The 26909-nt window shown below is 64.5% G+C and carries 25 protein-coding genes, 1 tRNA gene and 2 pseudogenes; 10 read left to right on the top strand and 18 right to left on the bottom strand.

All coding sequences use genetic code 11. The features are described from left to right. A pseudogene (locus ABG80_RS21375) lies at window positions 1–103 on the top strand (MerR family transcriptional regulator); the annotation flags it as partial. A gap of 26 nt (window positions 104–129) precedes the next feature. Here the strand turns inward: ABG80_RS21375 and ABG80_RS09600 are convergent. From ABG80_RS09600 to ABG80_RS23765, 4 genes and pseudogenes are all read right to left on the bottom strand, one after another. Then, window positions 130–984, bottom strand: a pseudogene (locus ABG80_RS09600) (ABC transporter permease subunit); the annotation flags it as partial. A 28-nt stretch (window positions 985–1012) separates the two neighbouring features. Beyond that, window positions 1013–2860 carry an extracellular solute-binding protein gene (locus ABG80_RS09595; protein WP_058087487.1) on the bottom strand — a complete coding sequence of 616 codons (1848 nt, stop codon included), beginning with the start codon at window positions 2858–2860 and terminating at the stop codon, window positions 1013–1015. A gap of 26 nt (window positions 2861–2886) precedes the next feature. Then, window positions 2887–3828: an LD-carboxypeptidase gene (locus ABG80_RS09590; RefSeq protein ID WP_058087486.1), complete on the bottom strand. Its 942-nt coding sequence runs from the start codon at window positions 3826–3828 to the stop codon at window positions 2887–2889. A 48-nt stretch (window positions 3829–3876) separates the two neighbouring features. Continuing rightward, entirely contained in the window at window positions 3877–4005 is a 129-nt protein-coding gene (locus tag ABG80_RS23765) for a hypothetical protein (RefSeq protein WP_268760956.1), read from the bottom strand. A 163-nt stretch (window positions 4006–4168) separates the two neighbouring features. Between ABG80_RS23765 and ABG80_RS09585 the strand changes: the two genes are divergently transcribed. Both ABG80_RS09585 and ABG80_RS21370 read left to right on the top strand, forming a co-directional pair. Next, entirely contained in the window at window positions 4169–5263 is a 1095-nt protein-coding gene (locus tag ABG80_RS09585) for a M14 family zinc carboxypeptidase (RefSeq protein ID WP_083505972.1), read from the top strand. Beyond that, window positions 5253–6074, top strand: a complete 822-nt coding sequence (locus ABG80_RS21370) for an alpha/beta fold hydrolase (protein WP_235513809.1) — start codon at window positions 5253–5255, stop codon at window positions 6072–6074. The genes ABG80_RS09585 and ABG80_RS21370 overlap by 11 nt, the downstream gene beginning before the upstream one ends. Here ABG80_RS21370 and ABG80_RS09580 read toward each other — a convergent pair. The 7 genes from ABG80_RS09580 to cysS form a co-directional block, all read right to left on the bottom strand. Then, window positions 5956–7005, bottom strand: coding sequence for a recombination-associated protein RdgC (locus tag ABG80_RS09580; protein ID WP_058087485.1), 1050 nt, complete (start codon window positions 7003–7005; stop codon window positions 5956–5958). The genes ABG80_RS21370 and ABG80_RS09580 overlap by 119 nt on opposite strands. A 54-nt stretch (window positions 7006–7059) precedes the next feature. Next, window positions 7060–7150: transfer RNA gene (locus ABG80_RS09575), tRNA-Ser, on the bottom strand. A gap of 92 nt (window positions 7151–7242) precedes the next feature. Beyond that, a complete protein-coding gene (locus tag ABG80_RS09570; protein ID WP_058087484.1) occupies window positions 7243–8499 on the bottom strand; it encodes an aspartate kinase in 1257 nt (418 codons plus the stop codon). A gap of 142 nt (window positions 8500–8641) precedes the next feature. After that, window positions 8642–9970, bottom strand: coding sequence for a tRNA lysidine(34) synthetase TilS (gene tilS, locus ABG80_RS09565; RefSeq protein WP_058087483.1), 1329 nt, complete (start codon window positions 9968–9970; stop codon window positions 8642–8644). A gap of 35 nt (window positions 9971–10005) precedes the next feature. After that, window positions 10006–10977: an acetyl-CoA carboxylase carboxyltransferase subunit alpha gene (locus ABG80_RS09560; RefSeq protein ID WP_058087482.1), complete on the bottom strand. Its 972-nt coding sequence runs from the start codon at window positions 10975–10977 to the stop codon at window positions 10006–10008. 41 nt (window positions 10978–11018) lie between these two features. After that, window positions 11019–11726, bottom strand: a complete 708-nt coding sequence (locus tag ABG80_RS09555; protein WP_058087481.1) for a DNA-3-methyladenine glycosylase family protein — start codon at window positions 11724–11726, stop codon at window positions 11019–11021. After that, window positions 11726–13117 carry a cysteine--tRNA ligase gene (cysS, locus tag ABG80_RS09550; RefSeq protein ID WP_058087480.1) on the bottom strand — a complete coding sequence of 464 codons (1392 nt, stop codon included), beginning with the start codon at window positions 13115–13117 and terminating at the stop codon, window positions 11726–11728. Before cysS ends, ABG80_RS09555 begins: the two co-directional genes overlap by 1 nt. A gap of 338 nt (window positions 13118–13455) precedes the next feature. Between cysS and ABG80_RS09545 the strand changes: the two genes are divergently transcribed. From ABG80_RS09545 to ABG80_RS09525, 5 genes are read left to right on the top strand one after another with little or no spacing between them, the layout of a single operon-like run. Then, window positions 13456–14535 (top strand): tetratricopeptide repeat protein, encoded by a 1080-nt coding sequence (locus tag ABG80_RS09545; RefSeq protein ID WP_058087479.1) that lies wholly within the window; start codon window positions 13456–13458, stop codon window positions 14533–14535. A 1-nt stretch (window position 14536) separates the two neighbouring features. After that, window positions 14537–16072, top strand: a complete 1536-nt coding sequence (locus ABG80_RS09540) for a L,D-transpeptidase family protein (RefSeq protein WP_235513808.1) — start codon at window positions 14537–14539, stop codon at window positions 16070–16072. Further along, the gene (locus tag ABG80_RS09535; RefSeq protein WP_058087478.1) at window positions 16069–16626 is read left to right on the top strand and encodes a peptidylprolyl isomerase; all 558 of its coding nucleotides are present in this window, start codon (window positions 16069–16071) and stop codon (window positions 16624–16626) included. Before ABG80_RS09540 ends, ABG80_RS09535 begins: the two co-directional genes overlap by 4 nt. A gap of 5 nt (window positions 16627–16631) precedes the next feature. After that, window positions 16632–17132 (top strand): peptidylprolyl isomerase, encoded by a 501-nt coding sequence (locus tag ABG80_RS09530; protein ID WP_058087494.1) that lies wholly within the window; start codon window positions 16632–16634, stop codon window positions 17130–17132. 4 nt (window positions 17133–17136) lie between these two features. Continuing rightward, entirely contained in the window at window positions 17137–17910 is a 774-nt protein-coding gene (locus ABG80_RS09525; RefSeq protein ID WP_058087477.1) for a UDP-2,3-diacylglucosamine diphosphatase, read from the top strand. 144 nt (window positions 17911–18054) lie between these two features. Here ABG80_RS09525 and clpA read toward each other — a convergent pair whose 3' ends face one another. Then, the gene (gene clpA, locus ABG80_RS09520) at window positions 18055–20373 is read right to left on the bottom strand and encodes an ATP-dependent Clp protease ATP-binding subunit ClpA (RefSeq protein ID WP_058087476.1); all 2319 of its coding nucleotides are present in this window, start codon (window positions 20371–20373) and stop codon (window positions 18055–18057) included. Beyond that, complete coding sequence (clpS, locus tag ABG80_RS09515) at window positions 20370–20723, bottom strand: ATP-dependent Clp protease adapter ClpS (RefSeq protein ID WP_058087475.1); 354 nt, start codon at window positions 20721–20723, stop codon at window positions 20370–20372. Before clpS ends, clpA begins: the two co-directional genes overlap by 4 nt. Window positions 20724–21068: 345 nt before the next feature. Between clpS and ABG80_RS09510 the strand changes: the two genes are divergently transcribed. Next, window positions 21069–21356: a cold-shock protein gene (locus ABG80_RS09510; protein WP_083505971.1), complete on the top strand. Its 288-nt coding sequence runs from the start codon at window positions 21069–21071 to the stop codon at window positions 21354–21356. Between the two features lie 164 nt (window positions 21357–21520). Here the strand turns inward: ABG80_RS09510 and icd are convergent, their stop codons facing one another. From icd to hemN, 3 genes are all read right to left on the bottom strand, one after another. Then, on the bottom strand, window positions 21521–22774 hold the full coding sequence (gene icd / locus ABG80_RS09505; protein ID WP_058087493.1) for an NADP-dependent isocitrate dehydrogenase: 1254 nt from the start codon (window positions 22772–22774) through the stop codon (window positions 21521–21523). Window positions 22775–22939: 165 nt separating this feature from the next. Further along, on the bottom strand, window positions 22940–23791 hold the full coding sequence (locus tag ABG80_RS09500) for a sulfite exporter TauE/SafE family protein (protein ID WP_058087474.1): 852 nt from the start codon (window positions 23789–23791) through the stop codon (window positions 22940–22942). An 18-nt stretch (window positions 23792–23809) separates the two neighbouring features. After that, the gene (hemN, locus tag ABG80_RS09495) at window positions 23810–25243 is read right to left on the bottom strand and encodes an oxygen-independent coproporphyrinogen III oxidase (protein ID WP_058087473.1); all 1434 of its coding nucleotides are present in this window, start codon (window positions 25241–25243) and stop codon (window positions 23810–23812) included. Between the two features lie 218 nt (window positions 25244–25461). Between hemN and fnr the strand changes: the two genes are divergently transcribed. Continuing rightward, entirely contained in the window at window positions 25462–26178 is a 717-nt protein-coding gene (fnr, locus tag ABG80_RS09490) for a fumarate/nitrate reduction transcriptional regulator Fnr (protein WP_058087492.1), read from the top strand. Between the two features lie 61 nt (window positions 26179–26239). On the opposite strand, the gene ABG80_RS09485 is transcribed toward fnr, so the two are convergent. Continuing rightward, on the bottom strand, window positions 26240–26533 hold the full coding sequence (locus ABG80_RS09485; protein ID WP_058087472.1) for a hypothetical protein: 294 nt from the start codon (window positions 26531–26533) through the stop codon (window positions 26240–26242). 116 nt (window positions 26534–26649) lie between these two features. After that, window positions 26650–26898 carry a hypothetical protein gene (locus tag ABG80_RS09480; RefSeq protein ID WP_058087471.1) on the bottom strand — a complete coding sequence of 83 codons (249 nt, stop codon included), beginning with the start codon at window positions 26896–26898 and terminating at the stop codon, window positions 26650–26652. Window positions 26899–26909: the final 11 nt, after the last annotated feature.

Raw genomic sequence — 26909 nt, 5'->3', positions numbered from 1 at the left:
TGAGTTGGTGTGCGCCTGCCATGCGCGAAGGGGGAACGTTTCCTGCCCGCTGATCGCGTCACTACAGGGTGGAGCAAGCTTGGCAGGTTCGGCTATGCCTTAGCGTGCTTTATTTTCCGTTTTCTGAGACGACCCCGTGAAGAAAGCGCCGATGAAGGCCGCCGGAAAGCCCGTCACCAGCGGGATCAGTGCGTTGCGGAAAACGTGTTTCCACAACACCTTGCGTTCGTCCAGGCCCTTGGCGCGTGCCGTGAGCACGTACTGCTTGCGGATCTCGTCGAGGAACGCATTCTTGGTCAGCATGGTGATCACCGCAAAGCTGCCAACCACGCTGGCCGTCACCGGCAGTGTGATGTGCCACAGGTAGTCCACCACCTTGGCGCCCAGGCTGAGCTCATCCCAGTTGGCGGAGGTCAAACCGCGCAGCGGGAACCACTGCAGAAAGCTGCCACCGCCAAAGAGCACCAGCAGTGCCACGCCGAGCACGAAGCCCGGGATGGCGTAACCGATCAGCACCATGATGCTGGTGACCAGGTCGAACCGGCTGCCAGCGCGCACCGCCTTGGCAATGCCCAGAGGCACCGAAACCAGGTAGCTCAAGAAAAACGTCCACAGCCCCAGGCTGATGGACACCGGCAGCTTTTCCTGGATCAGGCCCCAGACGTCCTTGTGGTGCACGAAGCTTTGCCCCAGGTCGAAGCGTGCGTAATCGGCCACCATCTTGATGAAACGCTCATGCGCAGGCTCGTCGAAACCGTAGAGCTTTTTGAGCTCCTCGATCTGCGCGGGGTCCACGCCCTGACGGCCGCGGTAGGCGCTGTCGGCTCCGGCACGCTCGCCACCCGAGGTGCGGCTGGTCAGCTGCGACATCACCTGCTCGACTGGCCCGCCGGGCACGAACTGGATGATGGCAAAGGTCACCAGCAGCACGCCCAGCAGCGTCGGCACCATCAGCAAGATGCGTTTGAGGATGTAGGCCCACATGGTCGTCAATGGCTTTCCGGGCTCGTGTTCATGGGCGCCACCAACTGCTCAGCGCCCAGGCATCGGGGCGGTAGTGCGGCGGCGGCTCAGGCATGCCGAAACGGCCGCCCCGCCAGGCCACGCGGAAGGTGCGCGAGTACCAATGCGGCACGAAGTAATGCTGGTGACGCATGACCCGATCGAGCGAGCGCAGCACCACCACCAGCTCACCCCGTGTCTTGGCCTGAGCGACCCGCTCGAGCAGGGCATCGACCACCGGATCCTTCACGCCAATGAGGTTGCTCGACCCTTCGAGGTCCCGCTGGGATGAATGGTAGTACTGCCTCAACTCGGCGCCCGGCACCTCCTGCCCCGGCAGGGCCAGGCTGACCATCTCGTACTCGAAACGCTTCATCCGCTTTTCGTAGACGGCGTAATCGACCACGCGGTACTGAGCCTGGATGCCGAGCTTTTCGAGGTTGCGCAACAGCGGCGTGATCACGCGCCCCATGCTGGGCGAGTTGTCCAGGAACTCGATGGTGAAGGCCTCACCCTTGGCATTGCGCAACACGCCATCCTGCAGCTTCCAGCCGGCAGCGGCGAGCAGGTCGCGGGCCTGCCGCAGGTTCGCGCGCAACGAACCTGGCGGGCTGGTGCTCGGTGGCAGGGGCACCGCTGCGTTCAGCACGGCCTGATCCAGGCTGCGCCGCCAGGGCGCCAGCAAGGCCAGCTCTTCCTGCGTTGGCAGGCCCTTGGCCTCGTAATCGCTGTTGGTGAAGTAGCTGGTGATGCGCGAGTAAATGCCATAAAAGAGCTGGCGGTTCATCCACTCGAAGTCCATGGCCAGGCCAATGGCCTGACGCACGCGCGCATCCTGGAACTTGTCCAGGCGCGTGTTGAAGATGAAGCCCTGGAAATTGGCCGCGTTGCGGTGCGGGAGCGTCTTCTTGACCAGCTCACCCGAATCAAAGCGCTTGCCCTTGTAGGCCCGAACCCAGTCCTTGGAGATGTAGGACTCGATGAAATCGAACTCACCCGCCTTGAAGCCCTCAAACGCCGTGACGTTGTCGAGGTACATCCTGTAGGTGATGCGGTCGAAGTTGAACTGTCCACGCCGCACATTGAGTTCAGCACCCCAGTAAGCCTTGTCTCGCTCGTACGTGATGTCCCGACCGGGCACCACCTTGCCAATGCGATATGGTCCCGAGGCGATGGGATGCTCTCCCACCACCTGGTCAAAAGGTTTGGATTGGCCCTTGACCATGCCCCACTTGTGGCTGAAGACCGGCAGGCTGCCGACCAGGAGCGGCAGGTCCGGATCGGGCCGCTTGAAGTCAAAGCGAATCAGCCGCTCGCCCAGCACCTGAACCCGCGCCACGCCCCCAAAGTAAGCCGCGTACTGAGGCGATGCCTGCTTGCTCGTCAACATGTCGAAGCTGTGCTTGACGTCTCGGGCCAGCACCGCATCGCCATTGTGAAAACGCGCTTTCGGGTTGAGGCGGAAGGTGACCGACATGGCGTCCGGTGCCACGCTCACGTCTTCGGCCAACAGCGCATAGGCGGTCGTGGGCTCCTCGAAGTTACCGGTCAGCAAGGTCTCGAACACCAACGCGTTCAGGCCCGGTGGTGACGTGCCCTTGAGCGTGAACGGATTGAACTTGTCAAAGCTGTTGGCGATGACCGGCGCGACCAGCGAAAAGTCACCGCCCTTGGGCGCCTTGGGGTTGACGTGATCGAAATGGCTGAAGCCGGAGGGGTACTTGATGTCGCCGAACTGTGCGTAGGCGTGCGCCCCCCATGAGGGCGCCGCATGCGACATGCACACCACGGCCAGCAACGCCGCTGTGCCCCGCGCGGCTGATCGGGCTGCCGCCCACACCCGGCTCCTGGCCGCCATGCACCCGCTCACGCTTGTCGCTCCGATCACCAAAGCAGGAAGGCGTCACGCCCCTGCACCGAAAGCGTGGCCTGGCGCCCCACCGGAACACAAACCTTCGTCGGCACGTGCCCGAAAGGCAGGCCGGTCAGGATGGGCACCGGGCAGACGCTGCGCAGGTGGGCGATGGCCGATTTGAGCGTGTAGCCACGGTCCAGCGGAGACTTGCGATACTCGGTGAAAGCCCCCAGCACAACGGCCTTTTGCGCCCCGAGCACACCCGCTTGATGCAACTGCAACAGCGCTCGCTCAATCCGGTACGGGTGCTCGTTGACGTCTTCCAGGAAGAGGATGCCGCCCTTGACCTTCGGGAAATGCGGCGTGCCCAGCAGGGCCTGCACCACAGCCAGGTTGCCGCCCCACAGGCGCCCGGTGACCTCGATGCCATCGAAGCCAAGCTCGGTGCGAAAGCCAACCGCTTCCAGGTCACCGGTCACGGCTTCGACAAAGCAGGCTTGGGTGACGTCATCGCCCCCCTCGGCCATGTCGGCGTGCCCGAAATCGCCGCAGGCCATGGGGCCGGCCCAGAAGCCCGCAGACACGTTCTCGCCCGGCTTGAGCGGACCGGCAGCGCCGTGCGCCATGGCCCCCAACTGCAGGGCCGTGACATCGCTGTAACCGACCCAGGCCGTGCCCTGCTCAATGCTGCGCGCCAGCTTGGGCCAATCGATTTGATCCAGCAGGCGGCTGAGGCCATAACCACCCCGCGTTGCCAAGGCCACCTGGGGTGCCGCATCCGCCACTCGGTGGATGGCCTGCAGGCGCTCGGCGTCTTCGCCAGCGAAGCGCTGGTGCTTTTTCAGGGCGGACGCGTCAACCGAGACGTCGAAGCCCAAGGCCTTGAGCCGCTTGGCTGCCTTGCGAACCGAGGCGGCCTGCGCAACGACACCGGCTGGGCTGTGGATGATCAAAGAAGGACATTGGCTCATGCCCCCATTGTGACCGAGCGTGGCCGATTCAGCCCGGGTGCGATCCCGTCAGTGATGCACCAGGTGTTGCGCCACCTGCTGACGACGGCGGGCCCGCAGCAAAGCCAGCCACTCCCCCAGGCCGGCGACCAGCGCAAAGGTGATGGCGCCCCAACGCCACACGGTGGAGCCGGGCATGGTGCGAGGGGGCGTGACGCGCATCGTTCGGGGCGGGCTTGCTGCGAAAACGCCACAGTATGCGGCGCGCGTGTCAGCCCCATGACACGGGCATGAGCCGCCGTCACACAAATGCCGCCCTGGACTCGTTAAGGTGAGCCGGTCTCCACCGCGCCCCTCCGCCGTGAGCCCAAAGCAAGCACTGCCCGAACTCGACGACATCCTCCGCCTCATCGAGCTGGGTGGTGAGCATGTGCAGGCACGCACGCTGTGCCGCGTCGAAGTGGGAGGCAAGGTCTTCGAGGTGCCTTCCATCTCCCTGGGTAATCCTTCGCGAGAGGTGCCTGCCATCGGTTACTTCGGAGGCGTTCATGGCCTGGAGCGCATAGGCGCCGAGGTGGTCATTGCTTACCTGACCAGCCTGGTGCAGCGCCTGCGCTGGGACGAGGTGCTGCACCACCAGCTTTCGCAGCTGAGAATGGTCTTCATGCCGCTGGTCAACCCTGGCGGCCTTTGGCTTGGCACGCGCGCCAACCCCAGCGGGGTGGACCTGATGCGCAACGCCCCGATCGAAGCCACCGAACCGGTGCCTTGGCTGCTGAGCGGCCACCGCCTGAGCCCCGCCCTGCCCTGGTACCGTGGCCCGCATGGCGCCCCCATGGAGGCTGAAAGCCAGGCCCTGTGCTGGCTGGTGGACGAAGAGCTCTTCGGTCGCCCCTTCAGCCTGGCGCTGGACTGTCACTCCGGCTTCGGCCTGCAGGACCGCATCTGGTTCCCCTACGCCCACACCTGCCAGCCCCTGCCTCACCTGGCGGAGCTGCACGCCCTGCACCGCGTCTTCCAGCAAACGCACTCACACCACAACTACGTGTTCGAGCCGCAGAACATGCAGTACCTCACGCACGGCGACCTTTGGGACCACCTCTACCTGCGCCACGGCAGTGAACAACCGGGTCACGTTTTCTTGCCTTTGACTCTGGAGATGGGCTCATGGATGTGGGTCAAGAAGAACCCGCGCCAGCTCTTCAGCCGCCACGGCATCTTCAACCCACTGATTGCTCACCGACAGCAACGCGTGCTGCGCCGGCACATGGCCTTGCTCGACTTCCTCGGGCGCGCCGCAGCCAGCCACGGGCGCTGGCTGCCCGAGCCGCAAGACCGCGATCTCCACGAACGGCAAGCGCGCGCCCGCTGGTACCAGGACAGGCCGCGGCGAAGTACCGGTCACGGCCCGAAACCTGCAACGGCCCCCTCATCAGAGACCCGCGATGGCCCATGACCTCAACATGGGTGCGCCCGGCGCAGCCGGCACCTGGCTGCTGCTGCGTGGCCTGACCCGCGAACAAGGCCACTGGGGCGACTTTGCCGAGCGATGGCGCGCCGATCTGCCCACCAACTCGCGCGTGCTGACGCCCGACCTGGCCGGCAATGGCGCGCGTTGTCGTGACCGCAGCCCAGCCTCGGTGCCTGGCCTGTTGACATCTTTGCGTCAGGACTTGCTCGCGCAAGGTGTCGAGCCGCCTTACCGCGTGATCGCGATGTCGCTGGGCGCGATGGTGACGGTCGAGTGGGCGCACCGATACCCCAGTGAGCTCAAGGACGCTGTGCTGATCAACACCAGCTTGAAGCCTCACAGCCCGATGTGGCACCGGCTGCAACCGCGCTGGTGGCCCGTGATCCTGCGATTGCTGATCGGTCGTGCGCCGCCCACGCAATGGGAACGGACCATCCTGGCCATGACCACACGACACCCACCGGACGCCGACGCCACGCTGGCTCACTGGCTGCACTTGCGAGAGGCCCACCCCGTCAAGCCGATCAATGGCCTGCGTCAACTGTGGGCCGCCGCGCGATACCAGGCGCCGCCCTCGGCACCACCGGTGCCTGTGCTGTTGCTCAATGGCTCACAAGACCAACTGGTGCACCCCCATTGCTCGACCGTGCTGGCCGAGCGCTGGGGTGCGCAGATCGTCAGGCATCCCACGGCGGGGCATGATCTGCCACTGGATGCGGGGCCGTGGGTGAGGCGGCAGGTGCTGCAGTGGTTGACACAACGCCAGGCCGATCACCCACCAGGTCCTGAGGCTTGAGCGTGCCCACCGAGCCCATGCTCAGCGCCTCGCCCCCCAGCGCTTCGAGCAGGTCGGGGATCAGCTGAATCAGCTCGCCGGTCGAGATCGCGACGTCGGCCTCGAAGGCCTCCGACGGGTCGACCTTGCCTCCCCTGGACGGCGTGCCTTCGCTCTCGAAGACCACGTCCAGGAAGGCCAGCTTCTTGAGTTGCAGCGCCTCGGTCAGCACGAAAGACACGCGCTCGCGCCAGCTCAACGCCACGCGCGTGGGCACCTTGCCCGCCTGGATGTGCTGCTTGACCTCATCGGTGTCCAGCGGATGGCGCGCATAGCGCACCACCGACTTCATCTCGTCAGGCGACTTCAGCTCGCACTCGCGGTCCACGCTGAACTGATAGGGCGGCTCGCCCGTGCCCAGCCAGTGGGACATCGCCACCGCAGGCGACATCTCGGTCTGGATCAAGCTCAAGGCCAGGCCGTCCATGGCCTTGACCAGCAGGGTCACGATTTCGTCGGCCTTGGCCTGGCTGCCGCAGTCGAGCACCAGCAGGCGCTGCTTGGGCGCGATCCACACCCAGCTTGTGGCCACCTTGGTGAAGGCCATCGGCAGCAACTCGAGCAGGGCCTGCTCCTTGAGCTCCTTCGTCTGCTTCTTGCCAGGGCGACGACCGGTCTGCTCTTCGATCTGGTCGGCGATCTCGTCGGTGCGTCGCTTGACCACCGAGCCCGGCACCACGCGCTGCTCCGTCATCAGGCGCAGCACCCATTGCCCACCGATGGCCTCGACCAGCGGCCCGTGCTTCTCGCCACGCGGCTCGATCCAGCCGGACGACTTCTGTTGCGTGAGGCCACAGGGCACGAAGCGCGCCTTGTCCAGTTCGGCCTCCAGCTGGCTGGCCGAGGCCGACCAACCCTCGCCGATGCGGTAGACGATGAGGTTCTTGAACATGATGGGATCCAGACAAAAGAAAACGCCCCTGACGAATCAGGGGCGCTCTTGTTTTGGCGGAGACGGAGGGATTCGAACCCTCGATACGCTTTTGGCGTATGCTCCCTTAGCAGGGGAGTACCTTCGACCACTCGGCCACGTCTCCAACAACAGCGCGGATTCTAGCCCAGAAAACCTGAGCTCATCGGCGTGTTGAACAAAACACACGCCGCACGAACACAGCGTGTGATCAACCGATCAAGCCTTGGCTTCGTCCAGGCCAAACGCCTTGTGCAGCGCGCGAACGGCCAGCTCCATGTACTTCTCGTCGATGACGACGGAAGTCTTGATCTCCGAGGTGGTGATCATCTGGATGTTGATGCCTTCGTCGGACAGCGTCTTGAACATGGTCGAGGCGATGCCCACGTGGCTGCGCATGCCGATGCCCACGATCGAGACCTTGCAGATCTTCGGGTCGCCCACGATTTCACGAGCACCCAGCTTGGGCTGCACGTCCGTTTGCAGCAGCTCCAGCGCCTTGGCGTAATCACCGCGCGGCACGGTGAACGAAAAGTCCGTCTTGCCGTCGTGCGAGACGTTCTGGATGATGACGTCCACGTCGATGTTGGCCTCGGCGACCTTGCCCACGATCTGGTAGGCGATGCCGGGGGTGTCGGGCACGCCGACCACGGTGATCTTGGCTTCGTCGCGGCTGAACGCGATGCCGGAAACAACGGCTTGTTCCATGTTCTCGTCTTCCTCAAAACTGATGAGCGTGCCCGACTTGGCTTCTTCTTCCAGGTCGATGTCCCAGGGGGTGAAGCTGGAGAGCACGCGGGTCGGCACGCGGTACTTGCCGGCGAATTCAACCGAGCGGATCTGCAGCACCTTCGAGCCCAGCGAAGCCATCTCCAGCATCTCTTCGAAGCTGATGGACTTCATGCGGCGCGCCTCAGGCACCACGCGCGGGTCGGTGGTGTAGATGCCGTCCACGTCGGTGTAGATCAGGCATTCGTCGGCCTTGAGCGCCGCGGCGATGGCCACGGCCGAGGTGTCGGAGCCGCCACGGCCCAGGGTGGTGATGTGGCCGTTCGGGTCAACACCCTGAAAGCCCGTGACGATCACCACCTTGCCGGCATTGAGGTCGGCGCGCACGCGGGCGTCGTCGATGCTCTCGATGCGGGCCTTGGTGAAGGCCGAGTTGGTCTTCACGGGCACCTGCCAGCCTGCGTAGCTGACGGCGTCCATGCCTTCGGCCTGCAGCGCGATCGACAGCAGGCCCACGGAGACCTGCTCGCCAGTCGAGGCGATCATGTCGAGCTCGCGCGGGTTGGCGCGGTCGGAGAGTTCTTTGGCCAGGCCCAGCAGTCGGTTGGTCTCGCCGCTCATGGCCGAGGGCACGACCACGATTTGGTGACCCGCCCGCACCCACTTGGCCACGCGCTTGGCCACGTTGCGGATGCGCTCGGTCGAGCCCATCGACGTGCCGCCGTATTTGTGAACGATCAGTGCCATGTCAGAGGTTGGTGATGCCACCGTGCGCGTGGGGCTGTCATGCCGACATGCTGGCGCACATCCTGCAAAAAGCCCGCTTTGAAATCCCGACGCACGGTCGAACCCGCGATTTTAACGCGAGACAGGCGCCCTCGCGGGCATTTCACGCGTCAGGCAGCCAGCGCAAGCCCCATTGCAGCACCCCTCGAGGCGCCTGGAAGCGCCCATCCACACCCAGCCCGGGCACAAAAACCAGAGACTCGCCCGAAAAAAACAGCGGCGCCGAGCGGGCCCAGGCTGGCACCCCGGCGGATTGAAACTGGCGCTTGAGGTCACGCACCGGGCGTCCTGCCCCCATCTGAAAGCCTTCGCCGCCCGAGCGCGCACGGGCCTGCAGTCCACTTTGAAGGCGCTGTGGCGCCACGCCGCCATGAGAGACCTCTTCGACCCGCAGGCAACCTCGCCAGCCAGGCACCGGCCAGTCCCCAGGGCGATCGATGCTCAGCACCACCGCAGGCCTGGGCGCGAACCCATCCGTTTCGCCAGGAGCCCCCCCAGCCTCACCACCATCGGGCACACAGCGCAGCACGCCCCGGTAGAGCGAAACGCCCAATTCGGGCCATCGGGCGCTGCCCTGCCCCGCCAACGCCCTGGGCACCTCGTGGCTCAACCGATCGATCCAACTGGCGCCGCCCACGCCATGCTGCCCCAACCAAGCCAGCAGCACCTGCCGCCTCTCGGCATCCGGCATGGCAGACCAAGCCACCGCGTTCAGGGCACCCGATTCGGCCTCACCGCCCCAGCGCTGCAAGGCATCGGCCTGCCAGGCGCGCAAGGCAGGCAAGGCATCGGCCACGCGCGCGGCAGATTGAGTCAGGGTCACCTCAGCATCCGGAAAGGCCGCCAGCAAGGCCGGCCAGACGTCAAGCCGCAACCGGTTGCGGGCAAAGCGTCGATCGCCGTTGCTTTCGTCATCGACGAAGCGAAGGTCGTGCTGCAGGGCATAGGCCTCGACGGCCTCTCGCGGCAGGTCCAACCAAGGCCGAACCCAGCGCACGCCATCGCGCCAGTCATCTTTGGGCATCGAGGCCAGGCCGGCCACGCCGCCGCCACGCAGGGCCTGCAGCAAGAAGGTTTCGGCCTGGTCGCGCCGGTGCTGGGCCAGCAGCAACAGGTCCACACCCGCCTCGCGGGCCATGTCGACCAGGGCCTCATGCCGCAGCCTGCGCGCCTCGGCCTCCACGCTGAGGCCCGCATCAAGGGAGATCGACACACGGCGACTCAGCAGGCTCACCGGCAGGCCTTGATCGGCCCATTGGCGGCAGGTCGCTTCGGCGTGCGCCAGCCATGCGTCGGCATGGGGGCTGAGCCCGTGATGCACGTGCAGGGCAAAAACGTGCATGCCCGGCACCTGCGCAGCGGCGCGCGCCGTGACGTGCAGCAAAGCCGTCGAGTCGCGCCCGCAGCTGTAGGCCACCGCCAGGGCTGGCATCGGCAGGCCTTGGTTCGCTGGCTCGGCCCGAGCGATCAGTGCTCGGTGGTGTCGTTGAAGCGGCCCATGGCCTGCAGGCGCTCGTAGCGGGCCTGCAGCAGGTCCTTGACCTTCAGGTCGGCAACCTGGCGGTAGGCGTCGTTGAGCGCACGCTTGAGGTTGGCACAGGCCTGCTTGTGATCGCGGTGAGCGCCACCCACAGGCTCCGAGATGATCTTGTCGATCAGGCCCAGCGCCTTGAGGCGGTGCGCCGTGATGCCGAGCGCTTCAGCGGCATCGGAGGCCTTGTCGGCGGTCTTCCAGAGGATGGAAGCGCAGCCCTCGGGCGAGATCACCGAGTACACCGAGTACTGCATCATCAACACTTGGTCGGCCACGCTGATGGCCAGCGCACCGCCAGAGCCGCCTTCACCGATGATGGTGGTGATGATGGGCACCTCCAGGCGCGCCATCTCGAAAATGTTGCGGCCAATTGCTTCAGATTGGTTGCGCTCTTCGGCACCGATGCCGGGGTAAGCGCCCGGCGTGTCCACGAAGGTGAACACCGGCAGGTTGAACTTCTGGGCGGTTTCCATCAGGCGCAGGGCCTTGCGGTAGCCCTCAGGGCGCGACATGCCGAAGTTGCGCGCAGCGCGCTCCTTGGTGTCACGGCCCTTTTGATGCCCCATGACCATGCAGGGCTGGCCATTGAATCGCGCCAAGCCACCCACGATGGACAGGTCGTCGGCGAAATGGCGATCACCATGCATCTCCTGGAAGTCGGTGAACAGCTCGTTGACATAGTCCAGCGTGTAGGGACGCTGCGGGTGCCGAGCGATCTGCGTGACCTGCCACGGCGTCAGGTTGGCGTAGATGTCCTTGGTGAGCTGGGTGCTCTTCTTGCTCAGTCGGTCGATTTCTTCGGAAATGTCGACAGCAGACTCGCTCTGCACGTAACGCAGTTCGTCGATCTTGGATTCCAGCTCGGAGATCGGTTGTTCGAACTCCAGGAAGTGTCGCTTGCTCATGGTGAGGTCCTTCTAGAGGGCGCAAAGACGAGGATCACCCGTCAGTACGCCACGGGCAGCGGGTCAAGGCTGCGCCACAGATACCAGGTGCCCACCGTGCGGTAAGGCGACCAGGCTTCGGCCACGTCCCGCGCTTCTGCGCGCGAAACCGGCTCGCCACTGAAATAACTCTGGCTGATGCCCTTGATGAGCCCCAGGTCGTCCAGGGGCAGCACATTCGGTCGCATCAGGTGGAAAATCAGGAACATCTCGGCCGTCCAGCGGCCGATGCCACGGATGTCGATGAGCTCCTCGATGATCAGCTCATCTTCCATTTCCTGCCACTGTGCCACATGCACCCGGCCTTCGGCGAAATGCCGAGCCAGGTCGAGCATGTATTCGACCTTGCGGGCCGACAGCCCAGCCTGACGCAGCTCGTCGGTGGTCTTGCTCAACATGTTCAACGGCGACAGCGGCTCGCGGTGGGCCTCGGCGCTGCCGCCCAGCACCACCACCAGGCGCTCCCAGACGGACTGCGCAGCCTTGACCGAAATTTGCTGACCGACGATGGAACGCGCCAGGGTCGTGAACGCATCGCCTCGGCTCTGCAGCCCGGCCGAGCCGTGGTCGGCGATCAGCTTGCGCATGACACGGTCGCGCTTGCTCAGGTGTTTGCAGGCGTCTTGCCAGTAGGCAGGCGTCACCAGTTCAGGCACCGAAGAGGGACTTGCCGCCCCGCTGCGAGGGCTGACTTTGGAGGCGCCGGGCATCAGGCGCTCACCCAGGTCGTGCCCTGCGGGCCATCCTTGAGCACGATGCCCTGGGCCGCCAGGTCGTCGCGGATGCGATCGGCCTCGGCGAAATTGCGCGCCTTTTTGGCGTCGGCTCGGGCCTGTATCAAGGCCTCGATGGCCGCTGCGTCCGGGGCGCCGGCGCTGGAGCCCGCTTGCAGGTACGCCTGAGGCGCCTGCTGCAGCACGCCCAGCACCGAAGCCAGGGCCTTGAGCAGACGCGCAACGTCGAGCGAGCGCGAGCGATTGAGCTCGGCAGCCAGGTCGAAGAGCACCGACAAGGCCATCGGCGTGTTCAGGTCCTCGTCCATGGCCGCCTTGAAGCGCGCCGCCTGCGGGTGTGCCCAATCGATGTCGCCCAGGCCCACCTGGCCCACTTCCAGGCCTTCGAGTGCCGTGTACAGGCGCCGCAAGCCGTTGCGAGCGTCATCGATGCCCGCGTCGCTGAAGTTGAATGGGCTGCGGTACTGCGTGCGCAGCATGAAAAAGCGCAGGGCTTCACCGTCGAAGTGCTTGAGCACGTCGCGGATGGTGAAGAAATTGCCAAGCGACTTCGACATCTTGACGTTGTCGACGTTGACGAAGCCGTTGTGCAGCCAGTAGTTGACGAAACGTTTGCCTGAGGCGCCTTCGCTCTGCGCGATCTCGTTTTCGTGGTGAGGGAACTGCAAGTCCAGGCCACCGCCGTGGATGTCGAACTGCTCACCGAGCAGGCTGCAGCTCATGGCCGAGCACTCGATGTGCCAGCCCGGCCGTCCGGGACCGTAGCCAGACTCGTACTTGGCATCGGCCGGCTCTTCCGGCTTGGCCGACTTCCACAGCACGAAGTCCAGAGGGTCTTGCTTGCCATCGTCCACGGCCACGCGCTCGCCCGCACGCAGTTGGTCCAGGCTCTTGCCCGAGAGCTTGCCGTAACCGGGGAACTTGCGCACCGCGTAGTTCACGTCGCCGTTCGAAGCACGGTAAGCCAGACCGTTGGCTTCGAGCTTGCCGATCAGGTCGAGCATCTGCCCGACGTATTCGGTGGCACGCGGCTCGTGCGTGGGCGGCTCGATGCCCAGCGCGGCGATGTCTTCGTGCATCGCCTTCGTCATTTCGTCCGTGAGCTGTCGGATGGTGATGCCACGCTCGACCGCACGACGGATGATCTTGTCATCGATGTCGGTGATGTTGCGCACGTAGGTGACCTCGTAGCCACTGGCCTTGAGCCAGCGCTGCACCACGTCGAACGCCATCATCATGCGAGCGTGGCCAACGTGACAAAGGTCGTAGATGGTCATCCCGCACACATACATGCGGACCTGCCCCGGCGTCATGGGGACAAAAGCTTCGACCTGTCGCGACAGGCTGTTGAAAAGACGCAGGCTCATGGGGAATGAATGGATCAGGACCGGCCCCGTGGCAGGGACGCCAGAGGCGGGTCAGGTGGAGGCGCCAGGCTTGCAGGCACGGCCTGCGCGGCACACCGGCCACCGGCAGAGCGCGGTGTGGCCCGAGGCGACGCTCAGATACAATTTGCCGAGTATAGCGGCCGGGCCACAACAAGGCCCGAACTGCGGGTCAGACCGCCGCTTTTCATGTGACGGTGGCTGTTATCCTTCACGGCTGGAGCCCACGGGAGCGACCACGCCGCGACGGTGGATGGCCCGAGCCAGCGGTCCCATGTGTTCCTGTCCAGCCCGAACAACCTCTTCTGACACCACCATCCATGCAGACTGAAGTGCTTCACATCGGAACCCGCCTGACCGCCATCGCGGCTCGCTGCATCGCCGCCGCCGCGCTGTCTTTGACGGTGATGGGTGCGCAGGCCGACGACGTCTCCGACGTGCAGAAGCTGCTGGCCGCCGGCAAGAACGCCGAAGCCCTGCAAAAGGCCGATCAATTCCTGACCGCCAAACCGCGCGACCCGATGATGCGCTTCCTGCGAGGCATCAGCCTGTCCCAGGCAGGTCGTGCGCCCGAAGCCATCACCGCCTTCACGAAGCTCACCGAGGACTACCCGGAACTGCCCGAGCCCTTCAACAACCTGGCGGTGCTGTACGCGCAGCAAGGTCAGTACGACAAGGCGCGCAACGCCCTGGAAATGGCGATCCGCACCAACCCCAGTTACGCCACCGCGTACGAAAACCTGGGTGATGTTTACGCCAAGCTGGCCAGCCAGGCCTATTCCAAGGCGCTGCAAATCGACACTCGGTCGGCCGTTGCACCCAAGCTGGCCATGATCCGCGACCTGTTCCCCAAGGAGCGCAACCAGATCGCCGTGGCAGCCGCCACACCGACACCCGCGCCAGCACCTGCACCGGTGGCCAAACCGGCTCCGGCACCTGCCCCGACGCCGGCTCCGGCACCAGCGCCCGCTCAAGCTGCCAAGCCCGCACCGGCGCCGGCCCCCGCACCTGTGCCGGCACCTGCGCCAGCTCCCGCCCCGTCCAAGCAAGAATCCGAGGATTCCGCAGCTGAGCGCGATGTCGCCTCCGCCGTGCGCGCCTGGGCCGAAGCCTGGAGCCGCAAGGACATGGGCGACTACTTTGCCGCCTACGCAAAAGACTTCGATGGCGGCAAGTCACGCAAGGCCTGGGAGCAAGAGCGTCGCGAACGCATCACCGGCAAGCGCAGCATCTCCGTCAAGGTCTCCGGCTTGAAGGTCTCCGTCAACGGCAACAAGGCAACCGCCCAGTTCCGCCAGGAGTACAAGGCCGACAACCTCAGCGTCGGCAGCGGCAAGCGGCTGGACCTGGTTCGCAATGGTGGCAACTGGGTGATCGTGAAGGAAAGCACCGGTTCCTGACATGCCCCGTGATCCTGGCGCACCGCCCCTCTGCAGGGGCGGCCTTTTCCTTTCCTGGCTGACCGCCCTGCTTGTGTCGATCGGCCTGCTGGGCCTGCATGCGCCTGCGGCTCAGGCCCAGTCAGACAAGGGGCGCGCCGCGGCCTCGAGCCGGTTGAAGAAGAACCAGGCGAGCGAGCGCGCAGCGCAGCGCAAGCTCGATTCACGCAAGGCCGACGCGAGACAGCTCAAGGACCGCAAGTCAGCCAAGTCTCGCCAGGCCGATGCCAGCACGCCGAATCGACGCGCCGAGCGCAACCGTCAGAGCGCGCTGGTGGGCGGCGTCGCCGCTGGCGCCATGGCCCTGCCATTGGCCAACGCGTCGAACCGCGCACAGTTCAGCCGCGCCTCCCTGCCACCAGAATCAGGCGCGCTGAGTTCATCGGCAGGGCTGGCAGCCGAGGCCCGCCTGCTCGACATCTACCGCCTGATTGGCAGCGGTCAGGGCAGGCAAGCCCTGGAGCAGGCCGAAGCCCTCGTTCGAGACGTGCCCAACTTCCAGCTGGCCCAACTGGTCTATGGCGACCTCCTGCTCGCCCAGACACGGGCGCTGCCCAGCATGGGCTTGGCTCCGGGCGACATCGCGGCCAAGGCCCCCCAGCGCCTCGATCAACTTCGCCAGGAGGCAGAAAAGCGCTTGGCCGCTCTGCGCGAGCGCCCGCCCCCCGGCACCTTGCCCACGCAGTTCATCACCCTGCCCCCGACCACCCGGCACGCCATCGCGGTGGATGCCAGCCGCTCGCGGCTGTACCTGTTCGAAAACGGCCCCAAGGGCCTTCAGCTGGTGGCCGACCACTACGCCTCCATTGGCAAACTCGGCTCGGACAAACGCATCGAAGGTGATCAGCGCACGCCGCTGGGGGTTTACTTCATCACCAGCCGACTCGAAGGCCGCCAGCTGACCGACTTCTATGGTGTGGGGGCCCTCACCCTGAACTACCCCAACGAGTACGACCGACGACTGGGCCGCACCGGCAGCGGCATCTGGCTGCATGGTGTGCCCACCGAGAACTACGCGCGCAGCCCGCAAAGCACCGACGGATGCGTGGTGCTGGCCAACCCTGAGCTGCAATCCATCATCGATCGGGTCCAGCCACGCAACACCCCGGTGGTCATCGCACGCAGCCTGCAATGGGTCAGCCCTGCGGTCAAAGAGCCCGAACGCCGCAGCCTCGGCAATTTGCTCGAGGGGTGGCGCACTGCGCGCGCCAGTGGAGACATCAACCGTCTCATGGCGTTTTACTCGACCCAGTTCTCGAATGGCGGCAAAGACCTGAGCCAATGGCGCCAGATGATCGAGCGCGACGTGCAACAGACCCGTGGTCGCGAGTTGCAACTCAAGGATGTCTCCATCCTGGGCTGGCGCGACCAGAGCGATGTGCTCGTGGTCACCTTCGGAGAAGTGGCCGAAGGTCAACGAACCGGCGCCATCAAGCGTCAATACTGGGGCAAGGAAGGCGGCCTCTGGAAAATCTTCTACGAAGGAGTGATTGGATGACGATTCGCACACTGCTGGTGGCATCTGCCACCGCCCTGCTGGCCCTGGGCGCACAAGCCCAGAACGTTCGCCTGAGCACCAATCAAGGCGACATCGTTTTGCAGCTCGAGGCTGCCAAGGCGCCCAAGACGGTCGCCAACTTCGTCGAGTACGTCAAGGCTGGCCACTACAACGGCACCGTCTTTCACCGCGTGATCGACGGCTTCATGATCCAGGGCGGCGGCATGACGCCCGACATGAAGGAAAAAACCACGCGCGCGCCCATCCCGCTGGAGAGCCGCAATGGCCTGAGCAACACCCGCGGCACCGTCGCCATGGCCCGCACCAGCGTGCCCGACTCGGCCACCGCCCAGTTCTTCATCAACGTGAAGGACAATGCCTTCCTGGACGCCGCCCGCTCGCCGGACGGCAACGGCTACGCCGTGTTCGGCAAGGTCGTCGAGGGCATGGACGTGGTCGACAAAATCCGCAAGGTGCCCACCACCACCAAACCTCCCCATGGCGACGTGCCTGTGCAAGCCGTCGTCATCACCAAAGCCACCATCGAGAAGTGATCACCATGACCAAGACCGTTGAACTGCAGACCACCGCCGGCGTCATCCGCCTGGAACTCGATGAAGCCAAGGCGCCCATCACCGTCGCCAACTTCCTGAACTACGTCAATGCCGGCCACTACAACGGCACCGTGTTTCACCGCGTCATCAAGGGCTTCATGGTCCAGGGTGGCGGCTTCGAGCCTGGTCTGAAGCAAAAGCCCACCCAGGGCGAGATCCAGAATGAAGCCAACAACGGCCTGAAGAACGACAAGTACACCATCGCCATGGCCCGCACCAGCGCGCCCCACTCGGCATCGGCCCAGTTCTTCATCAACGCCACCAACAACGACTTCCTGAACTTCAAGTCCGAGTCGCCGCAGGGCTGGGGCTACGCCGTCTTCGGCAAGGTCGTGGCCGGCACCGAGGTGATCGACGCCATCGAGAAGGTCAAGACCGGCCGCAAGGGCTTCCACGACGACGTGCCCCTGGAAGACGTTGTCATCACCCAGGCCACCGAGGTCTGAAGCCATGGGGAAGCCTGCCTTCCCCGGCGCCCACCCCCTGCAAGCACCGCCCTCGTGGCGGTGCATTGATTTCATCTCCGACATCCACCTGCACGACGGCCTGCCGAACACCACGGCGGCGCTTGAGTGCTTCCTGTCCGAGACCCCCGCAGACGCCCTGTTCATCCTGGGCGACCTGTTCGAAGCCTGGGTGGGCGACGACATGCGCAACGAGCCCTGCGAGGCCCGCTGCCTGGGCTTGCTGCGCGAATTCGCCAGCCAACGCTGGCTGGGCATCATGGTCGGCAACCGCGACTTCCTGCTGGGCGAAGCCTTCCTGCGCGACTGCGGGGCCCACCCCTTGCCGGACCCGACCATGCTGCACGCGTTCGGCCAGCACGCCTTGCTGATTCACGGCGACGAGCTCTGCCTGGCCGACAGCAAGTACCTCGCATTCCGCGCCCAGGTGCGCCAGCCCGCCTGGCAACAAGCCTTCCTGGCCAACCCGCTGGCGGCGAGGCTGGAACAGGCCCGGCAGATGCGAGCTGCCAGCCAAGCCCATCAGCAGGCCAGCGAACAGGCCTTGTACGCCGATGTCGATGAAACAAGCGCAGCCGCCTGGCTGAACGCATCGGGCTGCGACATGCTCATCCACGGCCACACGCACCGCCCCGGGAGCCAGCCTTTCGCGGGCCACGTGCGCCACGTGCTGTCCGACTGGGACCTTGACCATGGGCACCCGCGAGCTGAAGTCCTGCGCTGGCAAGCCAGTGGGCTGCAACGGATCGCTTTGGCCTGACACCAACGGCCAACGAGACCTGCGCCAACAAGGCCTAGAGCGACCTCGAGCGCAGGCCACGCCCAAGCAAAAAGGGCCTGCGTCTGCAGGCCCTTTTCTTGTGCCCGGCTGGCGACCTGATCAACAGGGCCCGCGCCGAATGCCTCACTCGGCCGTGGCTGCCTCGGGCTTGGTGCGATCGCTCTTCTTGTTCGGCTGGATGTCCAGCTTCACCTCAGGCTCGCCCTTGTCGTTGTCCACGATGTCCACCGTCAGGCGGCCACCGTCGACCAAGCCACCGAACAGCAACTCGTCGGCCAGCGCCTTGCGGATCGTGTCCTGAATCAGGCGCTGCATCGGGCGGGCACCCATGAGCGGATCGAAGCCGCGCTTGGCCAGGTGACGACGCAGCGCATCGGTGAAGGTGACCTCGACCTTCTTCTCGGCCAACTGGCTTTCGAGCTGCAGCAGGAACTTGTCGACCACGCGCAGGATGACTTCCTCGTCCAGCGGCTTGAAGCCGACGATGGCGTCCAGGCGGTTGCGGAACTCGGGCGTGAACATGCGCTTGATGTCGGCCATCTCGTCGCCCAGCTCGCGCGGGTTGGTGAAACCGATGGTCGACTTCTGCAGCGTCTCGGCGCCTGCGTTGGTCGTCATGATGATCAGCACGTTGCGGAAGTCGGCCTTGCGACCGTTGTTGTCCGTCAACGTGCCGTGGTCCATGACCTGCAGCAGGATGTTGAAGACGTCCGGGTGGGCCTTTTCGATTTCGTCAAGCAGCAGCACGCAATGCGGCTTCTTGCTCACGGCCTCGGTCAGCAGACCACCCTGGTCAAAGCCCACGTAGCCCGGGGGCGCACCGATCAGTCGGCTGACCGCATGGCGCTCCATGTACTCGGACATGTCGAAGCGGATCAGCTCGATGCCCAGGATGTAGGCCAGTTGCTTGGCGACTTCCGTCTTGCCAACACCGGTGGGCCCGCTGAACAGGAAGGAGCCGATCGGCTTGTCCGGCTTGCCCAGGCCCGAGCGAGCCATCTTGATGGCCGCAGCCAGGGCGTCGATGGCGTTGTCCTGGCCGAACACCACGCTCTTGAGGTCGCGGTCCAGCGTCTTGAGCTTGCTGCGGTCGTCGTTGGACACGCTGGTCGAAGGCACGCGCGCGATCTTGGCCACGATCTCTTCGACCTCGGCCCGCGTGATGGTCTTCTTCTGCTTGCTCTTGGGCAGGATGCGCTGCGCGGCACCGGCTTCATCGATCACGTCGATGGCCTTGTCCGGCAGGTGACGGTCGTTGATGAACTTGGCCGACAGCTCGGCCGCGGCCTGCAAGGCACCCAGCGCGTACTTCACGCTGTGGTGCTCTTCGAAGCGCGACTTCAAACCCTTGAGGATCTCGATGGTCTGCTCGACCGAAGGCTCGGCCACCTCGACCTTCTGGAAACGCCGCGACAGCGCCGCGTCCTTCTCGAAGATGCCGCGGTACTCGGTGAACGTGGTCGCGCCGATGCACTTGAGCTGGCCAGAGCTCAGTGCGGGCTTGAGCAAGTTGGAGGCATCCAGCGTGCCGCCCGAAGCCGCGCCAGCGCCAATCAAGGTGTGGATTTCGTCAATGAACAGCACGGCACCCGGCTGCTCCTTGAGCTGCTTGATGACGGCCTTGAGGCGCTGCTCGAAGTCACCGCGGTACTTGGTGCCTGCCAGCAGAGCCCCCATGTCCAGGGCATAGACCTCGGCATCGGCCAGCACATCGGGCACATCGTTTTGCGTGATGCGCCAGGCCAGGCCCTCGGCGATGGCGGTCTTGCCCACGCCCGCTTCACCCACCAGCAGCGGGTTGTTCTTGCGGCGGCGGCACAGCACCTGGATCACGCGCTCGACCTCGGTGTCACGACCGATGAGCGGGTCGATCTTGCCGTCGCGGGCCATCTGGTTGAGGTTTTGGGTGTACTGCTCCAAGGGCGAGGCTTTGCCTTCGGCCTCTTCCTTTTCGGCCTCGGCAGGACTTTGCTCGGACGCCTGCTTGGCAGCCTCCGGCGGGTCGGCCTTGCGGATGCCGTGAGCAATGAAGTTCACCACGTCCAAGCGCGTGACGCCCTGCTGGTGCAGGTAATACACGGCGTGAGAATCCTTTTCGCCGAAGATCGCCACCAGCACGTTCGCACCGGTGACTTCCTTCTTGCCGCTGCCGGAAGATTGCACGTGCATGATCGCCCGCTGGATGACGCGCTGAAAGCCCAGCGTGGGTTGCGTGTCGACCTCGTCGGTGCCACCAACCGTGGGCGTGTTGTCGCGAACGAACTGGTCGAGGTTCTTGCGGAGCTCATCCAGGTTCGCGGCGCAGGCCTTCAACACCTCGGAAGCAGAGGGGTTGTCGATCAGCGCCAACAGCAGGTGTTCCACGGTGATGAACTCGTGGCGTTGCTGTCGGGCCTCGACGAAGGCCATGTGCAGACTCACTTCCAACTCTTGCGCAATCATGCGGTCTCCAGGATGCACTGCAGGGGATGCCCGGCCTGGCGGGCGGCGGCAAGAACAAGTTCGACCTTCGTGGCCGCGACGTCCTTCGTGAAGACGCCGCACACACCACGGCCTTCGTGGTGGATTTTCAGCATGATTTGCGTGGCCGCGTCGATGTCATGGTGAAAGTGCTCCTGAAGCACGAACACCACGAACTCCATGGGCGTGAAATCGTCGTTGAGCATGACGACCTGGTACAGGCGCGGAGGCTCGAGGGCCAACGCCTGTTTCTCGGCGACAACCGACCCCTGCCCGTCTTCGGCAGGTCCTTGCGGCCCGGTGGCCAGTTGTGGATTCAACCTCAATGTCATGAATCCATTCTAGAGGAGGCGTCTTGCTCATGCCATGTCATCTTGGGGTCTCCTACCCCGGTTCAAGGTCAGGAAATTCACGGCTGAGACCGCACTTTTCTCGCGAGCACCACACCCATCCAGGCGCGCTTGCAATTGTTTCAATCGACACAAACCGCCGCCTGACCGGGAACCCCCTCCTATGACAGATCGCGACAGTCTGTCACAAGCTCACCGGAGCCCTCGCCAGACCTCGCCTCAAGTCGGTCAAATATGGGCGACTCGATTCAATACCGGGCATTTCTGCGCTTGACAGCGCCGAGCGCACAACGTGAAAATCGTCACAAACTAACTTGGAGGGACAGCATGGCCACCGGCACTGTCAAATGGTTCAACGACGCAAAAGGTTTCGGATTCATCGAACCCGATCAGGGCGGCGGTGACGTTTTCGCTCATTTTTCCGCCATCCAGATGGACGGATTTCGCACCTTGAAACAAGGCTCCAAGGTCAGCTATGAGCTGGTCGCGGGCCCCAAAGGCATGCTCGCTCAGAACATCCAGCCCTTGCCGCAAAGCGGTGAGCTGGTCGCTGACGCCATCGGCGATCTGCATTTTCTGGAGCAGTCTTCAGCCGGGCACAGCCTGCCCCACTGAACACTGGACTGCCCTGGAGACCTTGGGGCGTCGCAGGATCGCCTCACGCCCACAGCCCCGGGTTCGGCCTCCTTGGAAAAGGAAGCTGCCAGTGAATGAAAACGGCCCGCCATCAGGCGGGCCGTTTTCATGGGCGCGACCGATCATCGGCCGCCGCTTACTGATCACATCTGGTCGATCATCACCTGACCAAAGCCCGAGCACGACACCTGGGTGGCGCCGTCCATCAGGCGAGCGAAGTCATAGGTGACCTTCTTGCTCTGGATGGCCTTGTTCATCGCGGTGATGACCAAGTCAGCCGCTTCGGTCCAGCCCATGTGGCGCAGCATCATTTCGGCCGACAGGATTTCGGAACCGGGGTTCACGTAGTCCTTGCCAGCGTACTTCGGCGCCGTGCCGTGGGTGGCTTCGAACATGGCCACGCTGTCCGACAGGTTGGCACCGGGGGCGATGCCGATGCCACCGACCTGAGCGGCCAGCGCGTCAGAGATGTAGTCGCCGTTGAGGTTCAGCGTGGCGATCACGCTGTACTCGGCCGGGCGCAGCAGGATCTGCTGCAGGAAGGCGTCGGCGATGGCGTCCTTGACGATGATGTCCTTGCCCGTCTTGGGGTTCTTGAACTTGCACCATGGGCCGCCGTCGATCAGCTCGGCGCCGAATTCCTTCTGGGCCAAGGCGTACGACCAGTCACGGAAGCCACCTTCGGTGTACTTCATGATGTTGCCCTTGTGGACGATGGTCACGCTCGGCTTGTCATTGTCGATGGCGTACTGCAGGGCCTTGCGCACCAGGCGCTCGGTGCCCTCCTTGGACACGGGCTTGATGCCGATGCCGGAGGTCTCGGGGAAGCGGATCTTCTTGACGCCGAATTCGGTCTGCAGGAAGTTGATCAGCTTCTTGGCCTTGTCGCTCTGGGCTTCGAATTCGATGCCGGCGTAGATGTCTTCCGAGTTCTCGCGGAAGATCACCATGTCGATCTTTTCGGGCTCCTTCACGGGGGAAGGCACGCCCTTGAAATAGGTCACGGGGCGCAGGCAGACGTAGAGGTCGAGTTCCTGACGCAGGGCCACGTTCAGCGAGCGGATGCCGCCGCCAACGGGAGTGGTCAGCGGGCCCTTGATGGACACGACGTAGTCCTTGAGGACCGTCAGCGTCTCTTCGGGCAGCCAGACATCGGGGCCGTACACGCGGGTGGACTTCTCACCGGCGTAGATTTCCATCCAGTGGATCTTGCGCTGACCACCATACGACTTGGCCACAGCCGCATCGACCACCTTGATCATCACGGGCGTGATGTCGAAACCAGTGCCATCCCCTTCGATGTAGGGAATGATGGGGTTGTTCGGGACGTTGAGCGAGAAGTCCGGGTTGACCGTGATCTTCTGCCCACCTTCGGGCACCTTGATGTGCTGATACATGACTGTGGTCTCCGCGTTTGGCGTTTCCGTGAAAAACATTGCCATGGATGTCGGCAACGTGTGAACGGATTCTACGCGACCACCTGAATCAGGGGCGCCGCCAGCACCCTGGTTTCCCGCTGATGGCGGGTAATTCAGCGTGATTCGGCGCAAACCTGCGACACATCAGGCGCACCACGCCTGCCACTGCGCCCAGAGCTGGTGCCAAAGGCCCCATGCGGCCATCGAGGCAAGGCCAAAACCGGCGATGCGCACCGCCAGTTGCTGGTCCAGCCAGGCTGGTGCAGACCAAGTCGATGCCCCGTCCGGCGGCCTCACCTCGGCGGGCTTCAGCACAGCAGGCGCGGGGACACGCATGGCGGCAGCACCCTCTCCCACCGAGCCCTCGGCACGCATCCAGATGACTGGCACGGGCGCGCCCGCACTGGCCAACTCACCTTGCCTGCCCCGCCCCTTGAGCCAACGAAGCATGGCCGGCGCAGCCCACACACCCAATGCACTTGGGAGCGCAAAAACCAGCATGACCAGCCCCCCCTCCCAAGGCTGGGAGGCCAGCGCCGCCACCATCAGGGCAGAGTAAAGCAAACCACACGGCAGCAAGGCCCAGGCCAGGCCGGCGAGCAGTGGCCAGACCTTTCGCACCCCCTGTGGCCAGCCTGCCGAGCGGGCCTGCCAGCTTGCCCGCAGGCGCAAATAAAGACCCTTGCCGGCCTGATCCACCCGCTCGGGGATGACGCCACGCAGCAGCATGAAACCACCCAGCAGCACCATGGCCAACTGCGCCATCATCCACAGGGGTTTGATCATCGCGACCTGCTGACCCCAGCGGGACACGAGGCCAGCTGCCGTGGCCGCAACCACCCCCAGGCAGGCATAACCCATCGCGCGCCCCAGCAATGTCCAGGCAGACACGCCCCTGGGGAACGCCGCGGCGCAGGCTGCACCGCACATCGCGGTGCAATGGGGAATGCCCGCCAGGCCCATGAGGAAGGCGGTGACCAGCAGGTTGGTCAGCACAAACGCCTCCGGCCGCTGTCAGATGATGCGGGAGAAGCGTTCGACGGCCTTGTCGGCCTGCAGATGACGATCGAACACCATGGCCACCGCCCGCACGAAATACCATCCCAGCGGCGTGACACGGATCCCATCCGACTCCATCTTCACCAGCCCCGACTCGACGAGCGGCTCCAGCAGGTGCAATTCAGCCTCGAAGTATTGCTTGAAATCGAGCAGGTAGGCGAGCTCGATGGATTCGAAGTCCACCCTGCCCTGGCACATGATGGCCATGATCACCGCGCGGCGAACGAGGTCATCGCGCGACAGCGCAAGGCCGCGCACCACGGGCAGTTGATGCCGCTTGAGCGCATCGTGGTACTCGTCGAGCGTCTTGGCGTTCTGCACGTAGTGTGCGCCCACCCGCCCGATGGCAGAGACACCCAAGCCGATGAGATCGCAGTCGGGGTGCGTGCTGTAGCCCTGGAAGTTGCGGTGCAGCCGTCCTTGCCGCTTGGCCACGGCCAGGCTGTCGTGGTGCAGGGCGAAGTGGTCCATGCCGATGTAGTCGTAGCCCGCCTGTCCGAACACGTCGATGGCCGAGGCCAGCATGCCCACTTTCTCTTCCGCCCTGGGCAGGTCGGCCACCTCGATGCGCCGCTGCGGCTTGAAGCGCTGCGGCAGGTGAGCGTAGGCATACAGCGCGATGCGATCGGGGCGCAACGCGGCCACTTGCGACAGGGTGCGCGCAAAGCCCTCCGGTGTCTGCTTGGGCAGGCCGTAGATGAGGTCCATGTTGAGGGACTCGAAGCCCTCCTCGCGCGCGGCCTGCACCAAATCACGGACCTGGTCGTGCGGCTGCACCCGGTGCACCGCCTTCTGGACCTCGGGATCGAAGTCTTGCACGCCGAAGCTCAAGCGGTTGAAACCCATCTGATGCAGGCGCTTGAGGCGAGTCACGTCGATGGTGCGCGGGTCGATTTCGATGGCGTACTCGCCTCCCGGCACGAAGCGGAAGGTGCTGCGCAAGGCGCCCAGCAATCCTGCAAGCTCGTCGTCGCTCAGGAAGGTGGGCGTGCCGCCGCCAAAGTGCAGTTGCGACACCGTCTGGCCAGGGCCGAGTTGCTCAGCCACCAGGCGGATTTCCTCGCGCAGGTCGGCCAGGTAGGCCTCGGCGCGCTCATGGTGGCGCGTGATGACCTTGTTGCAGGCGCAGTAATAGCAAACCGATTCGCAGAAGGGGATGTGGATGTACAGTGAAAGCGCGCTGGCCCCGCCAGTGAGCGCCCCCACCCCCTGTCCGCGCTGGCGCAGGGCCTGCACATACTGATCGGCCCCATGCGCCTCGACGAAGCGGTCTGCGGTGGGATAGGATGTATAGCGCGGCCCCTGGACATCGAGACGCGACAAGGTCTCCCGAGAAACCACTGGGGTTTCGGACGGGGCGGACGGTGGGTGCAGGGCCTGTTCAGTCATTCACCCGAATGTGCCAAAGTGCTCGCCAACAGGGTTGACCTGGATCAAGGGCGGCACCAGGAATCCGGCAACAATCCAGGCATTGTTTGAGGTTGCTCATGTTGAACCAGACCGCCCGATCGATCGAACTGACCCAGGCCGGAAACACGCCGTGTTCCACCACGAACTGCGCCCAGCCCGCAGGCTCGAATGGCCCAACGGCCTCGCCCGTCATTCCCATGAAACTCGATTCATTCAAAGTCGCCTGCTCCAGCTGCAACCTGCGGGAGCTGTGCCTGCCCGTGGGGCTGAGCCAGCCCCAGCTCACCGAGCTCGACACGCTAGTGGCCACGCGCAAGTCCGTCAAGCGCGGAGACGCCCTCTTTCACACGGGCGACCCTTTCAAATCGGTTTACGCGGTGCGCACGGGTTTTTTCAAAACCCGCATCTCGTCGGAAGACGGTCGCGACCAGGTCACGGGCTTTCAGATGGCAGGCGAGTTGCTGGGCCTCGATGGCATCAGCACAGACCGCCACGCCTGCGACGCCATTGCACTCGAGGACTCGCAGGTCTGCGTGATCCCCTATGGCCAACTGGAGGAGCTCTCTCGTGAGTTCTCCGACCTGCAGCACCAGTTCCACAAGATCATGAGCCGCGAGATCGTGCGCGACCATGGCGTGATGCTGCTGTTGGGCAGCATGCGCGCCGAAGAGCGCCTGGCCGCCTTCCTGCTCAACCTGACCCAGCGCCTGCATGCGCGAGGCTTCTCGGCCTCGGCCCTGGTTTTGCGCATGACGCGCGAGGAAATCGGCAGCTACCTGGGCCTCAAGCTCGAGACCGTCAGCCGCACCTTCTCCAAGTTCCAGGAAGAGGGCCTCCTGGAGGTCAAGCAGCGCGACATCCGCATCACCGACGAGGCTGGTTTGCGCGCACTGGTCAACAGCGTGCGCTGCTGAACGCGGCAAAGCGTCAGGCACAACGGCCACCGATCAGGTGGCCGTTTCGTTTGGGCCGAACTCAGTGCTGGTGCTGAACGACCAGGGCGCGACGGGCTTGCCGGCGAGCCGCTCGCCTGGACAGGGTCACACTGCGAGGCTGACGCATCATGACGTGACTGATGCCCGAGGCTGTGGCGACCAGTCCCCAGAAGACGAAGAACGTCAGGCTGTAGACCGTGCGTGCATCGGGCGCCCAGCCGCCAATCGTGAGGCCGGTGGGATCGACCAGCGCAAACACGACCATTTCAAGAACACCCGCAAACAGGAAAGCAGGCCAGAGGATCTGGGCGAGGTGCAAGGACCGGCGAGACATTGAGATCTCCTTGAGGCAAACCGCACACAAGGCTCATGTTCCGACGACGAAGCGCCATCACCACGAGGAATTACCCCGAGACCAAGGGTCGCCCCCAAGCACCTCCTTGAGGTGAATCAACGATCAGCCGGCTGCTGAGACGGCGAGGCAGCGTGGTTGCGCGCCTGCACGGCTGGCGTATCCACCACAGACTTGACGTGCCCCTTGGAGGTGTCGAGCACCGGATCGACATGCTTGACGGCGATGCCGACGGTGAACAGCGAAGCCACGACCACGACCGCCGGGCCGCCGATCACGAGCCAGACGATGGGCAGCTTCCACCAAGGCGGGTTGCTGACAGGATTGAGCGTGTCAGGGTTGGACATGGTTGCTCCGG

It is taken from the genome of Aquabacterium parvum (genome assembly GCF_001447195.1).
Lineage (GTDB): Bacteria > Pseudomonadota > Gammaproteobacteria > Burkholderiales > Burkholderiaceae_C > Aquabacterium > Aquabacterium parvum.
This window is presented reverse-complemented; position numbering and strand designations above follow the sequence as displayed.

Bases quoted from the DNA above. Each gene is read 5' to 3' on its own strand.
- icd (WP_058087493.1), bottom strand. From the start codon at position 22,774: ATGTATCAGCACATCAAGGTGCCCGAAGGTGGGCAGAAGATCACGGTC.
- ABG80_RS09595 (WP_058087487.1), bottom strand. From the start codon at position 2,860: ATGGCGGCCAGGAGCCGGGTGTGGGCGGCAGCCCGATCAGCCGCGCGG.
- ABG80_RS09590 (WP_058087486.1), bottom strand. From the start codon at position 3,828: ATGAGCCAATGTCCTTCTTTGATCATCCACAGCCCAGCCGGTGTCGTT.
- hemN (WP_058087473.1), bottom strand. From the start codon at position 25,243: ATGACTGAACAGGCCCTGCACCCACCGTCCGCCCCGTCCGAAACCCCA.
- ABG80_RS09530 (WP_058087494.1), top strand. From the start codon at position 16,632: ATGACCAAGACCGTTGAACTGCAGACCACCGCCGGCGTCATCCGCCTG.
- ABG80_RS09525 (WP_058087477.1), top strand. From the start codon at position 17,137: ATGGGGAAGCCTGCCTTCCCCGGCGCCCACCCCCTGCAAGCACCGCCC.
- ABG80_RS09545 (WP_058087479.1), top strand. From the start codon at position 13,456: ATGCAGACTGAAGTGCTTCACATCGGAACCCGCCTGACCGCCATCGCG.
- ABG80_RS09560 (WP_058087482.1), bottom strand. From the start codon at position 10,977: ATGAGCAAGCGACACTTCCTGGAGTTCGAACAACCGATCTCCGAGCTG.
- ABG80_RS09485 (WP_058087472.1), bottom strand. From the start codon at position 26,533: ATGTCTCGCCGGTCCTTGCACCTCGCCCAGATCCTCTGGCCTGCTTTC.
- ABG80_RS23765 (WP_268760956.1), bottom strand. From the start codon at position 4,005: ATGCCCGGCTCCACCGTGTGGCGTTGGGGCGCCATCACCTTTGCGCTG.
- cysS (WP_058087480.1), bottom strand. From the start codon at position 13,117: ATGAGCCTGCGTCTTTTCAACAGCCTGTCGCGACAGGTCGAAGCTTTT.
- ABG80_RS09510 (WP_083505971.1), top strand. From the start codon at position 21,069: ATGGCCACCGGCACTGTCAAATGGTTCAACGACGCAAAAGGTTTCGGA.
- tilS (WP_058087483.1), bottom strand. From the start codon at position 9,970: ATGCCAGCCCTGGCGGTGGCCTACAGCTGCGGGCGCGACTCGACGGCT.
- clpS (WP_058087475.1), bottom strand. From the start codon at position 20,723: ATGACATTGAGGTTGAATCCACAACTGGCCACCGGGCCGCAAGGACCT.
- ABG80_RS09535 (WP_058087478.1), top strand. From the start codon at position 16,069: ATGACGATTCGCACACTGCTGGTGGCATCTGCCACCGCCCTGCTGGCC.
- fnr (WP_058087492.1), top strand. From the start codon at position 25,462: ATGAAACTCGATTCATTCAAAGTCGCCTGCTCCAGCTGCAACCTGCGG.
- ABG80_RS09580 (WP_058087485.1), bottom strand. From the start codon at position 7,005: ATGTTCAAGAACCTCATCGTCTACCGCATCGGCGAGGGTTGGTCGGCC.
- ABG80_RS09480 (WP_058087471.1), bottom strand. From the start codon at position 26,898: ATGTCCAACCCTGACACGCTCAATCCTGTCAGCAACCCGCCTTGGTGG.
- ABG80_RS09555 (WP_058087481.1), bottom strand. From the start codon at position 11,726: ATGCCCGGCGCCTCCAAAGTCAGCCCTCGCAGCGGGGCGGCAAGTCCC.
- ABG80_RS21370 (WP_235513809.1), top strand. From the start codon at position 5,253: ATGGCCCATGACCTCAACATGGGTGCGCCCGGCGCAGCCGGCACCTGG.
- clpA (WP_058087476.1), bottom strand. From the start codon at position 20,373: ATGATTGCGCAAGAGTTGGAAGTGAGTCTGCACATGGCCTTCGTCGAG.
- ABG80_RS09540 (WP_235513808.1), top strand. From the start codon at position 14,537: ATGCCCCGTGATCCTGGCGCACCGCCCCTCTGCAGGGGCGGCCTTTTC.
- ABG80_RS09570 (WP_058087484.1), bottom strand. From the start codon at position 8,499: ATGGCACTGATCGTTCACAAATACGGCGGCACGTCGATGGGCTCGACC.